Annotated in this window: 12 protein-coding genes; 5 read left to right on the forward strand and 7 right to left on the reverse strand. The window is 75.9% G+C overall.

Annotation, left to right across the window (positions count from 1 at the left end):
- Nucleotides 1-75: 75 nt before the first annotated feature.
- Nucleotides 76-1,422, forward strand: a complete 1,347-nt coding sequence (locus JOD57_RS04460; protein WP_204690788.1) for an aspartate aminotransferase family protein — start codon at nt 76-78, stop codon at nt 1,420-1,422.
- A gap of 28 nt (nt 1,423-1,450) precedes the next feature.
- On the opposite strand, the gene JOD57_RS04465 is transcribed toward JOD57_RS04460, so the two are convergent.
- The 7 genes from JOD57_RS04465 to JOD57_RS04495 form a co-directional block, all read right to left on the reverse strand.
- The gene (locus JOD57_RS04465; RefSeq protein ID WP_204690789.1) at nt 1,451-2,041 is read right to left on the reverse strand and encodes a dihydrofolate reductase family protein; all 591 of its coding nucleotides are present in this window, start codon (nt 2,039-2,041) and stop codon (nt 1,451-1,453) included.
- 87 nt (nt 2,042-2,128) lie between these two features.
- On the reverse strand, nt 2,129-3,223 hold the full coding sequence (locus JOD57_RS04470; RefSeq protein ID WP_204690790.1) for a bifunctional RNase H/acid phosphatase: 1,095 nt from the start codon (nt 3,221-3,223) through the stop codon (nt 2,129-2,131).
- Nucleotides 3,220-3,960 carry a zinc ribbon domain-containing protein gene (locus JOD57_RS04475; RefSeq protein ID WP_204690791.1) on the reverse strand — a complete coding sequence of 247 codons (741 nt, stop codon included), beginning with the start codon at nt 3,958-3,960 and terminating at the stop codon, nt 3,220-3,222. Before JOD57_RS04475 ends, JOD57_RS04470 begins: the two co-directional genes overlap by 4 nt.
- A gap of 165 nt (nt 3,961-4,125) precedes the next feature.
- On the reverse strand, nt 4,126-5,769 hold the full coding sequence (gene mctP / locus JOD57_RS04480; protein WP_204690792.1) for a monocarboxylate uptake permease MctP: 1,644 nt from the start codon (nt 5,767-5,769) through the stop codon (nt 4,126-4,128).
- A 3-nt stretch (nt 5,770-5,772) separates the two neighbouring features.
- Nucleotides 5,773-6,087, reverse strand: a complete 315-nt coding sequence (locus JOD57_RS04485) for a DUF3311 domain-containing protein (RefSeq protein WP_204690793.1) — start codon at nt 6,085-6,087, stop codon at nt 5,773-5,775.
- 36 nt (nt 6,088-6,123) lie between these two features.
- Nucleotides 6,124-6,969 carry a Nif3-like dinuclear metal center hexameric protein gene (locus JOD57_RS04490; RefSeq protein WP_204690794.1) on the reverse strand — a complete coding sequence of 282 codons (846 nt, stop codon included), beginning with the start codon at nt 6,967-6,969 and terminating at the stop codon, nt 6,124-6,126.
- Between the two features lie 16 nt (nt 6,970-6,985).
- Nucleotides 6,986-7,471: a GNAT family N-acetyltransferase gene (locus tag JOD57_RS04495; RefSeq protein ID WP_307824451.1), complete on the reverse strand. Its 486-nt coding sequence runs from the start codon at nt 7,469-7,471 to the stop codon at nt 6,986-6,988.
- A 253-nt stretch (nt 7,472-7,724) separates the two neighbouring features.
- Between JOD57_RS04495 and JOD57_RS04500 the strand changes: the two genes are divergently transcribed.
- The 4 genes from JOD57_RS04500 (at nt 7,725) to JOD57_RS04515 (ending at nt 13,325) form a co-directional block, all read left to right on the forward strand.
- A complete protein-coding gene (locus JOD57_RS04500; RefSeq protein WP_204690796.1) occupies nt 7,725-9,692 on the forward strand; it encodes an FUSC family protein in 1,968 nt (655 codons plus the stop codon).
- A 154-nt stretch (nt 9,693-9,846) separates the two neighbouring features.
- A complete protein-coding gene (locus tag JOD57_RS04505; RefSeq protein ID WP_307824453.1) occupies nt 9,847-10,752 on the forward strand; it encodes an alpha/beta fold hydrolase in 906 nt (301 codons plus the stop codon).
- A gap of 97 nt (nt 10,753-10,849) precedes the next feature.
- On the forward strand, nt 10,850-12,253 hold the full coding sequence (locus JOD57_RS04510) for a WS/DGAT/MGAT family O-acyltransferase (RefSeq protein WP_204690798.1): 1,404 nt from the start codon (nt 10,850-10,852) through the stop codon (nt 12,251-12,253).
- 64 nt (nt 12,254-12,317) lie between these two features.
- Nucleotides 12,318-13,325, forward strand: a complete 1,008-nt coding sequence (locus JOD57_RS04515) for an NAD-dependent epimerase/dehydratase family protein (RefSeq protein ID WP_204690799.1) — start codon at nt 12,318-12,320, stop codon at nt 13,323-13,325.
- Nucleotides 13,326-13,334 lie beyond the last annotated feature (9 nt).

Below are 13,334 nucleotides of genomic sequence, written 5' to 3' on the forward strand. Positions count from 1 at the left end.
CCTGCCGGTCGAGCCCCCCACACTGGTGCCCGATCCTGCTCGTGGCGCGCCGGCCGGCGCAATCCCGGAGGGACCGTGACGTCGCAGCGCATGCACATGGCCAACAGCTACGACCCCGCCGCCGCCCGGAGTCCCCTCCCGCCCTCGGCCGCGGCGCTGCTGGAACGACGCGAGCGCGTGCTCGGCGCGCCCTACCGGCTCTTCTACGACGAGCCCCTGGAGGCGGTGCGGGGCGAGGGCGTGCTGCTCTTCGACGCCGCGGGACGCGACCACCTCGACGTCTACAACAACGTGCCGGCCGTGGGGCACTCCAACCCGCGCGTGCAGCGGGCGGTGGCCGACCAGCTCGGCCGGCTCAACACGCACACCCGCTACCTGACCCACGAGGTCGTCGACTACGCCGAGCGCCTGACCGCCCTGTTCCCCCCGCACCTGCAGCAGGTCGTCTTCTGCTGCAGCGGCAGCGAGGCGGTCGACCTGGCGATGCGGATCGCCGAGTACGGCACCGGCGCCGCCGGCTGGCTCGTGACGCGCCACGCCTACCACGGCACGACCCGGGCGGCGGCCGCCGTCTCCCCCAGCCTCGGCCCGAACAACCCGATCTCCGGGGACGTCGTCCTCGTCGACGCCCCCGACCAGCTCCGGGAGGACCCCGCGGAGGTGGAGCAGGCCTTCGCCGCCCGGGTCGCCGAGGGCGTCGAGACCCTGCGGCAGCGGGGCGTGGCCCTGGCCGGGCTGCTGGTCGACTCCTGCCTGTCCAGCGACGGTCTGCAGCTCGACCCCGCCGGCTGGCTGCGCGCGGCCGTCGACGTGGTGCACCGGCACGGCGGCGTGTACGTCGCCGACGAGGTCCAGCCGGGGTTCGGCCGGCTGGGCACCGGGTGGTGGGGGTTCCCCCGCCACGACGTCGCCCCCGACCTGGTGGTCCTCGGCAAGCCGATGGGCAACGGCCTGCCGATCTCGGCCGTGGTCGGCCGGCCGGCCCTGTTCGACCGCTTCGGGCGGGACGTGCGCTACTTCAACACCTTCGGCGGGAACCCGGTCTGCACCGCGGCGGCCGCCGCCGTGCTGGACGAGATCGAGGACCGGGCCCTGGTCCCGCACGCGGCCGAGGTCGGCCGGCACCTCCTCGACGAGCTGCGGCGGCTCACGGCGGACGACGAGCGGGTCGGTGAGGTCCGCGGAGCCGGCCTCTTCGCCGCCGTGGAGCTGGTGCGGGACCGGGCGGGCCGGACGCCGGACGCGGGCGCCGCCGCGTTCCTGGTCAACGAGCTGCGGCGGCGACGGGTCCTGATCAGCGCGTCCGGCCGGGACGGCAACGTGCTCAAGGTCCGGCCGCCGCTGGTCTTCGGCCACCGGGACGCCGAGCGCTTCCTGACCGAGTTCGACGGGGCGCTCTCGACCCTCGGGGCGTCGCGGTGACCGGGCGCCGGCCCGCCTGCCGCGGCGCTCAGCGCCGGACGTCGTAGACCAGGTGGGTCACCCGGCTGCCCTGCACGACCTGCGGGTCCTCGAACGTGATCTCCGGCGGTCCCCCGGCGCCGAAGTAGGGCTTCCCCGAGCCGAGGACGACCGGCACCAGGGCGAGGACCACCCGGTCGACCAGGCCCTCCCGCAGCGCCTGCCCGCCGACGTCCCCGGCGCTCACCGTGACGTCCCGGTCGCCGGCGAGCTCCCTGGCCCGCTCGATCCCGGACCGCACGTCGGGCGCGAAGCTGAACGGTGCGGTACCCAGGTGCGGCCAGTCGTCGGCCGCCCGGTGGGTCACCACGACGACGTGCTCGCCGTTCGGGGGCACGCCCTCCCAGCCGTTGGTGAGGTCGAACAGCCGGCGCCCGCAGACCATGACGCCCGCCCGCTCGGCGAACGGCCGCATGAACTCGGCCGTCTCCCGCGTCACGTGGAAGGGCCGGTTCCGGTCGCTGAACGACATCTCGACGTCGCCGTTCCCGTACCAGTCGAACAGCGGCCCGGGCACGTCGTCGTCCCGCGCGACGTAGCCGTCCAGCGACACCGCCGCGAACACCACCACAGCGCCCATGGGACACCTCCTCGCTGCCGGCTCCCCGGTGGAGCCGTCCGCCAGGAGGGACGGGCGCGGCGTCCTCAACTCATCGGTTGACGGCGCTCAGCGCAGGTGGGCGGTGTCGTTGACCAGCCGCACCGACGTGCGCCCGTCGGAGCTCCACGCGACCGTGCACAGCGACGCCGCCTCGAGGAACACCCGGTGCACGACCTCGTCGCCGACCCCGAGGCCGGCGGCCAGGAGCAGCTTGATCGGCGTGACGTGGCTGACCACCAGGACCGTCCTCCCGGCGTACCGCTCGAGCAGCCGCGTGCGCGCCCGGGCGACCCGCCGGCTGACGTCGGCGACCGACTCCCCGTTGGGCGCGGCGACCGTGACGTCGGCGCCGAACCGGCGGGCGGCCAGCGGGTGCCGCTCCCGCGCCTCGGCGGCGGTGAGCCCCTCGAGGTCGCCGAAGTCCAGCTCCACCAGGTCCTCGTCGAGCTCGACCGGCAGCCCGAGCGCGCCGGCCACCACCTCGGCGGTCTCGCGGGTGCGCCGCAGCGGCGAGGCGACGACCACCTCGATGCCGAGGTCCCGCGCGCGCACGGCCGCGGCGTCGGCCTCCGCGCGGCCGGTGGCCGACAGCGGCAGGTCGTTGCGGCCGCTGTAGCGGCGCTCGGGCGTGTGCTCGGTCCTGCCGTGGCGCAGCAGGTGGGTGACCGTGGTGACGACCGGCGCCGGCTCGGCGGAAGGCTGGACGTCGTCGGCCACGACCGTGGGCTCGGCGGCGACGTCGCGGTGCACCGGCCGGCCGTCCATGGCGCTGTTGGCCAGCGCGTCGGCGGCGCCGTTCTGCGCCCGCGGCACCCAGGTGTAACGGACGCTGCCCAGCTGCCGGGCGAGGTCACGGGCCTGCAGCGCCAGCTTCTGCATGTCGGGGTGCTTGACCTTCCAGCGCCCCGACATCTGCTCGACGACGAGCTTGGAGTCCATCCGGACCTCGACGTCGGCGGTGGCGTCGAGGTCCAGCGCCGCCTGCAGCCCGGCCACCAGCCCGCCGTACTCGGCGACGTTGTTGGTCGCCCGGCCCACCGAGGCGGCCCGCTCCGCGAGCACCCGCCCGGTGTCGGCGTCGCGCACCAGCGCGCCGTAACCGGCCGGGCCCGGGTTGCCCCGCGATCCCCCGTCCGCCTCGACGACGAACCGCCGGCTCACAGCCCGGACTCGGCGGTGCGCACCAGGATCCGGCCGCAGTTCTCGCAGCGGACCACCTCGTGCGGATCGGCGTTGCGGACCGCGGCCAGCTCGCGGCCGTTGAGCTCGATCCGGCAGCCCTGGCACTGGCGCGCCTTGAGCGGCGCCGCGCCGGTGGCGCCGGTCTGGGCCTTGACGCGGTCGTACAGCGTCAGCAGGGGTGCGGAGATCCCGGCCGCGACCTCGGCGCGGGCGGCCTCGTGCCGGGCGGTGGAGTCGGCGATGTCGGCCAGGGCGTCGTCGCGCAGCTGCTCGGCGCGCTCCCGGTCGGCGGCGGCCTTCGCCCGCCCCTCCTGGGCGGCGCCCAGCGTGGCGTCGGCGGTCTCCCGGCGCTCCATGAACTCGAGCACCTGGTCCTCGAGGTCGGACTGCCGCCGCGCCAGGGACTGCAGCTCCGACTGCAGGGAGGTGATCTCCTTCGCCGTCGCCGCGCCGGAGTCGATCCGTGACTGGTCGCGGGTCGCCCGCTGCCGGACGGTGTCGACGTCGGCCTCCAGCCGCTTCTGCTCGCGGTCGAGGTCGCGCACCTCGGTCTCCGCGCGGACCTCGGCCTCGGCGAAGCGGCGCTCGGCCTCCGCGGCGGCCTCCACCGCGGCGACCTCGGGCAGCGTGCGCCGCCGGTGGGCCAGCCGGGTCAGCGCGACGTCCTCGTCGGCCAGGGCCAGCAGCTTCTGCTGCTCGAAGTGGTCGGCCTTCACCCGGCCAACCTACCGGTGCCTTCCCCGGCTCCCGGCCCCCGTGCAGGCAGGAGGACCCCGTCCTCCTCACCGCTCGCAGGCTCGCGGCGAGCCTCTGGACGGGGCATGGCGCGAGCGTGCGAGCGGCAGGGGCACGGAGGTCCTTCCACCACCCGCGGGCCCCCGTCACCCTCGGGCACGAGCCTCCCCCGCGGCTCCGGGCGGGGCGGACTCGAGCGGGTCGGGCAGGTCGCGGAAGCTCGGGTCCTCCCGCTCGGCGGTGTAGTCGGTGTCGGCCGTGCCGTCGACGCCCGCGGACACCCCGGCCGCCCGCAGCGCCACGGTCACCAGGACGGCGACGACGAGGTTGACCAGCAGCGCGAGCAGGCCGGCGTAGACGCTGGAGGACACGTCGAGGCCGAGCTCGGACAGGGCGAACGACGAGCCGCCGAAGTGCTCGCGGACGACCGTGCCGTCCGGGCCGAGCCGCGGGATGTTGTAGAGCAGCAGCAGGCCCGCGGCCATCCCGGCGGACCAGCCGGCGATCAGCCCGCCGCGGTGCAGCCAGCGGGTGTAGAGGCCGAGCGCGACCGCCGGCAGCGTCTGCAGGATGATCACGCCGCCGATGAGCTGCAGGTCGATGGAGAACTGCGGGTCGATGAAGAGGATGGCCGCGACCGCGCCCACCTTGACCACCAGCGAGGTCACCTTGGCGACCTGGGCCTCCTGGCGGGGCGTGGCGTCCTTCTTGAGGAACTCCTTGTAGATGTTGCGGGTGAACAGGTTCGCCGCGGCGATCGACATGATCGCCGCGGGCACCAGCGCGCCGATGCCGATGGCGGCGAAGGCGATGCCGGCGAACCAGCTCGGGAACATCTCCTGGAACAGCACCGGGACGATCGTGTTGCCGTCCTCGCCGATCGGCGTGACGCCGGCGGCGATCGCCATGAAGCCGAGCAGCGCGATGGCGCCCAGGGCGAGGCTGTAGAGCGGCAGCGCGCTCATGTTGCGCTTGAGCACGTCGCGGTTGCTGGCCGCCAGGATGCCGGTGATCGAGTGCGGGTAGAGGAACAGCGCGAGCGCCGAGCCCAGGGCCAGGGTCGCGTAGCCCAGCTGGCCGGTCGCCGGGAGCAGCACCCCGGCGCCGGTCCCGGCGGAGAACTTCTCCTCGGCCGCGCCGAAGATCGCGTCCCAGCCGCCGAGCTTGGACGGGATGACGATGACCGCGACGATGATCGTCAGGTAGATCAGCGTGTCCTTGACGAAGGCGATCAGCGCCGGCGCGCGCAGCCCGGAGTTGTAGGTGTAGAGCGCCAGGATCACGAACGCGACGATCAGGGGCAGCTCGCCCTCGACGCCCATCGCCTTGAGGATCGCCTCGATGCCCACCAGCTGCAGGGCGATGTAGGGCATCGTCGCGACGATCCCGGTGAGGGCGACGAGCAGCGCCAGGCCCGGGGAGTCGAAGCGCGACCGGACGAAGTCGGCCGGCGTGACGAACCCGCGCACGTGGCTGACCGACCACAGCCGGATCACCACGAGGAACACCAGCGGGTAGATCACGACGGTGTACGGGACGGCGAAGAACCCGGCCGCGCCGGCACCGAACATCAGCGCGGGGACGGCGACGAACGTGTAGGCGGTGTAGAGGTCGCCGCCGAGCAGGAACCAGGTGACCCAGGTGCCGAAGCTGCGTCCGCCCAGCCCCCACTCGTCGAGGTGCATCAGGCTCTCGGCACGCCGCCAGCGCGAGGCGACGAACCCCATCACCGTGACCACGAGGAACAGGACGACGACGATCGTCAGCTCGACGACGTTGACCCCGTCCACTGCTCAGTGCCCCCCGTCGCGGCCGCCGGCGTCCCGTGCGACGGCGGCGCGGGCGGCGGCCCGGTCGGCCGGGCTGCGCCGGGTGGCCCGGTAGACGAGCACGGTGGTGAGGACACCGAGCCCGACGAACAGCAGCTGCACCCAGTAGAAGAAAGGCCAGCCGAGGAGGGTCGGCTCGACGCGGTTGTAGAACGGCACGATCAGCGGCACCACGATCGGCACGAGCAGCAGCCAGTTCCACGGGCTGCGGTCGCTGCGCACCGGCGCGGCGCCCGTCCCTCCCGGCCCGCCCGTCGGTGGTCTCGATGCGCTCGCCATGCCGGCCGTCTCCTCCTCCCGGGCTGCTCCCGGGACTCAGCCGGCCGCGCCCGCGGCCGGCTCCCCACGCCCCCCGGCGCGCACCGTCCACGGGTCGGTGCGGCGGTGCGACGGCGCCGCCTCGACCCGGCCGGACAGGTCCGCGACCAGCACCTCGGCGGCCACGGGCACCCAGGGCCACTCGGACGCGAAGTGTGCCACGTCGCACAAGGCCGGCCCGGGCTGCTCGCCCGCCTCGGAGACCGGGTGGTGCCGCAGGTCGCTGGTGAGCAGGACGTCGGCGCCGGCGGCGGTGGCGGCCGGCAGCAGGGAGCCCCCGCTGCCACCGCAGACCGCGACGGTCCGCACCGGCCGCCCGGGGTCCCCGGCCGCGCGGACGCCGCCCGCCGTGGCCGGCAGCACGGCGGCGGCGTGCGCGGCGAAGCCGGCCAGCGTCGTCGGCTCGTCCAGCCGGCCGACCCGGCCCAGTCCCTGGCGCGAGCCGGGGGCGACCGGTTCCAGCGGGCGGGTGTCCCGCAGGCCGAGGACGGCGGCCAGCGCGTCGTTCACCCCGACGTCGGCGGCGCGGTCGGCGTTGGTGTGCGCCACGAACAGCCCGCACCCGGCGCGGACCAGCCGGTGCACCAGCCGTCCCTTCGGGTCGCCGGCCGGGACGCCGTGCACCGCGGTGAGGAACAGCGGGTGGTGGGTGACCAGCAGGCCGGCGCCGGTCTCGACCGCCTCGTCGACGACGGCGGCCACCGGGTCGACGGCGAACAGCACCCGCTCGACGGGCTCGGCCGGGTCCCCGCACACCAGGCCGACGGCGTCCCAGCTCTCTGCGAGCGCCGGGTCGTAGCGGGCCTCGAGAGCGGCGACGACCTCGCCCAGGGTGGCGGTCACGGAGCCGGACCGTAGCTCAGGCGGCGCGGGCCATCACGACGCGGCGGCCGTGCTCCGGCAGCCCCGCGGCCGCCTCGGCGGCGACCAGGGCCCCCAGCTCCGGGCCGGCGTCGCGGACCTCGGTGAAGCCGCGGGCGGCGTACCAGGGCCCGTTCCACGGGACGTCGGCGTAGGTGGTCAGCGTGACCCGCCGCGCCCCGCACGCGCGGGCGACGCCGACGACGGCCTCCAGCAGCGCCGTCCCCACACCGCGGCGGCCGGCCGAGGGGCGCACCGACAGCTGCTCCAGGTGCACGTCCCTGTCGACCCGCTCCAGGACGGCGAAGCCGACCACCGGACGCCCCGCCACGAGGACCCGCCAGGCGCCGGCCCGCTCCGCCGCCGTCGCGGCCGGCGGCAGGCCGGTGACGCCGAGCGACGCGAAGAGCGCGTCCGCGGCGGCCTCGACCTCCGGCAGCAGCACGAGGTCGGTCGGCTCCGCGTCCCGCACCCCCTCGGCCACACCGTCATGCTGCCGCGGGCGCCGGACGCACGCGGAGCAGCCGAGCCTCCCGGCGCGGGCCGCGGCGTCGACCCGGCGGCATCGACCCGGCGGCGTCCACCCGGCGGCATCGACCCGCGGCGTCGGCCCGGGCGGCATCCTCCCTCACCGCAGCGCGTCCTCCCCGACCGTGCACCGTGAGGGAGGACGCGCCACGATCAGGTCACCTGATCGTCGCGGGCCCTCCCGGGACCGGGGTGGAAAGCTCGCACCCGTGGCGGAACGGGGGCTGCGCGCGCCGGCGTGGCTGGAGGAGCTGGTCCGCACCAGTCCCCCGCCGGTGCCGTGGCGCGACGTCGTCCGCTTCGCCGTCACCGTGCCCGCACCGCTCGCGCTCGCGCTGGTCGTAGGCGGCGGCGCCGCGCTCGGCGCCGGGGTCTTCGGCACCACCGGCGCCCTGGCCGCGAGCCTGGCCCCGCAGGCCGGGCCGCTGCGCGACCGGCTGCGCCGCACCGCCGCCGCGGTCGGCTTCGGCGCCGTGGGGCTGCTCGCCGGCCAGTACGCCAGCGGTGGCGGCTGGCTGCCGGTGCTCGTCGTCGCGCTGCTGTCGGCGGCGGCCGCGGTCATCAGCGCCGTCAACTCGGCGATGTCGCTGGGTGCGCTGCAGCTGCTCGTCTACACGGCGCTGGCCTCCGGGCTGGTCACCTCCCTGCCGGCGGCGGCCGAGGTGGCCTTCTTCTTCGCCGGCGCGGCCTGGGCCACCCTCGTCACGCTGGTGCAGGCCGCGACCGAGCCCAGCGACCCCGACCGCGCCTCGGTCGCCGCCGTCTTCACCCGTATCGCCGCGCTGCTCACCGCGGTGGGCACCGAGGGCACCGACGACGCGCGCCGCGAGCTGACCACCGCGCTCAACGCCGCCTACGACCGGGTGATCCGCACCCGCAGCCTCGCCGCCGGGCGCAACCGGCAGCTCTCCGAGCTCGCCGGGGTCCTCAACGCGGCCGCGCCGCTGGTGGAGGCCGCCGTCGCCTCCGTCCGCGCCGGGGTGCCGGCCGACCCGCACGACGTGACGGCGGTGCACGCCCTGGCCGCCGCCGTTCCCGGCACCCGCGAGCTCCCGGCCGAGCGACCGCCCGCGCTGGAGGAGGGTCCGGCGGTCCGCCGCGCGGTGCGGCACGGGGTGCGGCTGGCATGGGCCGTCGTCGGTGACCCCGAGGAGCGGGCCGGCGCCGCCGTCCCGGCGCTGCGGCTGCCGTGGCGCGACCGGCTGCGCGACCTCGCCGACCGCACCCTCGGCAGCCCCGACACCCGCGACTTCGCCGTCCGGCTGACGCTGTGCATGACCATCGCCGAGATCGCCCGCCAGCTGCTGCCCATCGAGCGCCCCTACTGGGTGCTGCTCACCGTGGCGATCGTGCTCAAGCCCGACTTCGGGTCGGTGTTCACCCGGGCGGTGCAGCGCGGCGCGGGCACGCTGCTCGGCGTCCTCATCGGCTCGCTGCTGCTGTCGGTGCTGCCCGGCGACGCCTGGGTGGTGGCCGCCATGGCGGTCGCCGCCGGGCTGCTGCCGTGGGCGCGCGGGGCGAACTTCGGCCTGTTCTCGGTCTTCCAGACGCCGGTGATCATCCTGCTGCTCGACCTCGCCGCCCCCGGCGGTCCCGGGCTGGTCGGCGCCCGGCTGGTCGACACGCTGATCGGCTGCGCGATCGTCCTGGTGGCCGGCTACCTGCTGTGGCCGCAGACCTGGCGGGCGCCGCTGCACGAGGCGCTGCGCGCGGCGGCCCGGGCCCTCGACGGCTACGTCGGCGCCGCCTTCGCCGACGACCCCGCCGAGCGGCGGCGCGCCCGGCGGCGCAGCTACCGGGCGCTGACCGAGCTGCACACCCAGCTGCAGCGCCGGCTGGCCGAGCCGCCGCCGATCAGCACCCGCGCCGCGGCGTGGTGGCCGGTGATCGTGCAGCTGGAGCGGACCTCGGACGCGGTCACCGAGGCAGTCATCGCCGTCCGCGGCGGCGAGCCGGCGCCCGACCCGGCGCAGGTGTCGGTGCTGCGCCGCGCCATCCGCGGCCTGGAGGACGACGTCCGCGCGGCGCGGCCGCCCGACGACACCGACACCGACGACGCGCAGATCCTCGCCGAGGGGGTCCTGGCGCCGGTGGCCCGCGAGGTCGACGCCGCCCGCCGGCTGGTCCGCGACGCCGCGCCGGGCCGCCGGCCGGAGACGGCGGTGCCGGGCGCCTGAGCGCCCGGCCGGTCGGCGGCGCGGGCGGCCGGGCACCCGGCCCGCGGTTGCAGCGCGGCTGCCGCGGCCCTGTCATGGACAGATGCCCACCGCGCCCGGCTCCAGCTCACCCGTTCCCCGCCAGCCGGGCCCCCCGCCGCCGGGGTCGCGCACCGTGCGCACCGACGACGGCGTCGACCTGCACGTCGAGGTCGACGGGCGGGCGGACGCCCCGCTCACCGTCGTCTTCTGCCACGGGTTCACCGCCCGGCTCGGCGAGTGGGACCTGCAGCGGGAGGCGGTCCGCGACCGCGCCCGGCTGGTGCTGTGGGACCAGCGCGGCCACGGCCGCTCCGGCTGGGCCGACCCCCGCAGCGCGACGATCGACCGCACTGCCCGCGACCTCGACCAGGTGCTCGACGCCGTCGTCCCCGACGGGCCGGTCGTGCTGGCCGGCCACTCGATGGGCGGGATGACGGTCATGGCGTTCGCCCGTCGGCGGCCGGAGCTGTTCGGCGCGCGCGTCGTCGGGGCCTTCCTGTTAGCCACCTCGGCCGGCGGCCTGGTGGCGCACGGCCTGCTCGGTACCGCCGTGAGGCTCATGCGGCGGCTGCACCTGCTGCCGCTGTACCTGTGGTGGCTGCGGCTGCTCGCGCCGACGCTCGAGCGCTTCCGCCGGCGGGGCACGCGGACCGGCCGGTACTTCATGCGCCGCTACCTCTTCGGCCGCGACGACGCGACGCCGGAAGCGGTCCGGCAGGTGCAGGACATGCTCGAGGAGACGCCGCTGCCCATCACGATGGCGTTCTACGGCACCTTCCTCGACCACGACGAGACCCGGTCCCTGCCGGTGCTCGGGCGGGTGCCGGTCACCGTGGTCGCCGCCCAGTACGACCGGCTGACCCCCGCCGCCCACGGCCGCCGGCTGGCCGAGGAGATCGGCGCGAGCGCCGAGCTGGTCGTCGTGCCGGGCGCCGGGCACAGCGTGAACCTCACCCGCACCGCCGTCGTCGACCGGGCGCTGACCGACCTGCTCGACCGGGTCGAGGCCGGCATGGGTCCCGCCCGGCGGGCAGGCTGACCCCGTGCGTGCCTAGTGTGGCCGTCACCACAGGAGCGGGAGGGGAGCCGCGGGCGACGACGGCGGCCCCCGGACGACGAGCAGAGGAGTGACCACCGTGGACCGCCTGAGCGCGACCGACGCCGGCTTCTACTACGCGGAGAGCGAGAACGCGCCGCTGCACGTGGGCTCCGTCGCCGTCTTCGAGGGGCCGGCGCCGTCCTACGGCGACCTCGTGCGGCTGCTGCTGAGCAAGATGCCGCAGGTGCCCCGGTACCGGCAGCGGGTGCGTGAGGTGCCGCTGAACCTGGGCCGGCCGCTGTGGGTCGACGACCCGCACTTCCAGATCCTCTACCACGTGCGGCACACCGCGGTGCCGAAGCCGGGCGGACCCGAGCAGCTGCGCAACGTGGCCGGGCGGGTGCTCGGCCAGCGCCTCGACATGGCCAAGCCGCTGTGGGAGGTGTGGCTGGTCGAGGGCCTGGAGGACGACCGGTGGGCGATCATCTCCAAGGTCCACCACTGCATGGTCGACGGCATCGCCGGGACCGACCTGATGCAGGTCATGTTCGACCTCGACCCGAACGCCGAGCACACGCAGCCGCGCGACTGGTCCCCGCAGCGCACCCCCTCGGGCCTGGAGATGGTGGCCGGTGCACTCACCGAGACCGCCACCGCCCCGCTGCGCCAGCTCACCCACGGCCCCAGCGCCGTCACCGAGGGCGCGAAGGGGTTGGTCGGCAGCGTCCGGGCGGCGGCGTCCACCCTGCCCGCGCTGGCGCGGCAGGCGCTCACCCCGATGGCCCGCACGCTGACCGGCCCGATCGGCCCGCACCGGCGGTGGGCCTGGGCCGACGCGCAGTTCGACGAGTTCAAGACGGCGCGCACCGCGCTCGGCGGGACGGTCAACGACGTCGTCCTGACCGCGATCACCCGTGGCTTCCGCGACCTGCTCAAGGGCCGCGGCGCGCTGGGCGCCGACACCGTCGTCCGCACGATGGTGCCGATCTCGGTCCGCCGCGAGGGCGAGCGCGGCTCGCTGGACAACCGGGTGACGGCGGTCTTCGTGGACCTGCCGGTGGGCGAGCCCGACCCGGTCGCGCGGCTGACCGCGATCCGCCGGCAGATGGACGACTACAAGCGGACGATGCAGGCCGTCGACGCCCGCTCGATCATCGCGATGGGCGACTTCGTCGCGCCGACGCTGCTCGCCCTCGGCGTCCGGGCCTCCATGCAGACCGGCCAGATGTGGTGCCAGGCGGTGACCACTAACGTGCCCGGCCCCCGGGTGCCGCTGTACGTGCTCGGCCGGCGGATGGTCTCCGCGCACCCCTACGTCCCCATCGCCGGGGGCACCCGCATCTCGATCGGCATCTTCAGCTACCTCAACTCGATGACGTTCGGGATCAACGCCGACTTCGACGCCTTCCCCGACGTGGAGGTCCTCGCCGAGGGCATCCGCCGCGGCGTCGACGAGCTGGTGGCGTTGGCGCAGCGGGAGTCGGCCACCGCCGCCCGGTGACGCCCCCGGCGTCCGCCCGTGGTGACCTGGTTCACCCGGGAGGACGCCGGGTAGCGGAACGCGGGTGACCGCTCCCGAGACCGACCTGACCGTCGCCGTCACCGGCCCCACCGGCACCTTCGGCGAGGGCCTCGTCCCCCTGCTGCAGGCCGACGACCGGATCGGACGGGTCGTGGGCATCGCCCGCCGCCCCTTCGACCCGGCCGCCCGCGGCTGGACGAAGATGACCTACCGGCGCGGCGACGTCCGCGACGCCGACGCCCTGCGCGAGGCCTTCGCCGGGGCCGACGTCGTCGTGCACCTGGCCTTCCTCATCACCGGCAACTCCTCCCGGCAGACCACCCGGGCGATCAACGTCGACGGCACGCTCAACGCCTTCCGCGCCGCCGCGGCGGCCGGGGCGCGCCGGTTCGTCTACGCCTCCTCGGTGGCCGCCTACGGCTTCCACCCGGACAACCCGGTCGGCATGACCGAGGAGTGGCCGGTGCGCCCGGCCGCGAAGCTGTTCTACGCGCAGGAGAAGGCCGAGCTCGAGCAGCTGCTGGAGGCCGAGGCGGCCCGGCACCCGGAGACGTCGCTGTACATGCTGCGCCCGCCGGTGGTCCTCGGCCCGCACACCGTCGGCGCCAAGGACGTGCTGCCCGGCCCGCTGGCCCCGCTGGGCCGTCGGCTGGCCGAGCAGAGCACCCGGCGGCTGCCGGTGCCGGTCCCCGCGTTCGTCCCCGCCCTGCCGCTGCAGTTTGTCCACGAGGACGACGTCGGCTCGGCGCTGCTGCAGTGCGTGGTCGCGGCCGGCCCGCCCGGTGCCTACAACATCGCCGGCGACGGCGTGTTGACCGCCGCCGACGTCGCCCGGGAGTACGGCGCGATCCCGGTGCCGCTGCCGGCCGCGCCCGCCCAGCTCGCCGCCCGCGCGGTGTCCCGGCTGCCGTTCCTGCCGCCGGTCGCCGAGTGGGTGGAGGCGGCGAGCCACCCGGCGATCATGGACACCACCAAGGCCCGCGAGGAGCTCGGCTGGCAGCCGCGGTACACCGGGCTGGAGGCGCTGCGGGCCACGCTGCGCTCCGGCTGACCGACCGGA

This window comes from Geodermatophilus bullaregiensis (genome assembly GCF_016907675.1).
GTDB classification, from domain to species: domain Bacteria; phylum Actinomycetota; class Actinomycetes; order Mycobacteriales; family Geodermatophilaceae; genus Geodermatophilus; species Geodermatophilus bullaregiensis.

Bases quoted from the DNA above. Each gene is read 5' to 3' on its own strand.
- JOD57_RS04465 (WP_204690789.1), bottom strand. From the start codon at position 2,041: ATGGGCGCTGTGGTGGTGTTCGCGGCGGTGTCGCTGGACGGCTACGTC.
- JOD57_RS04485 (WP_204690793.1), bottom strand. From the start codon at position 6,087: ATGGCGAGCGCATCGAGACCACCGACGGGCGGGCCGGGAGGGACGGGC.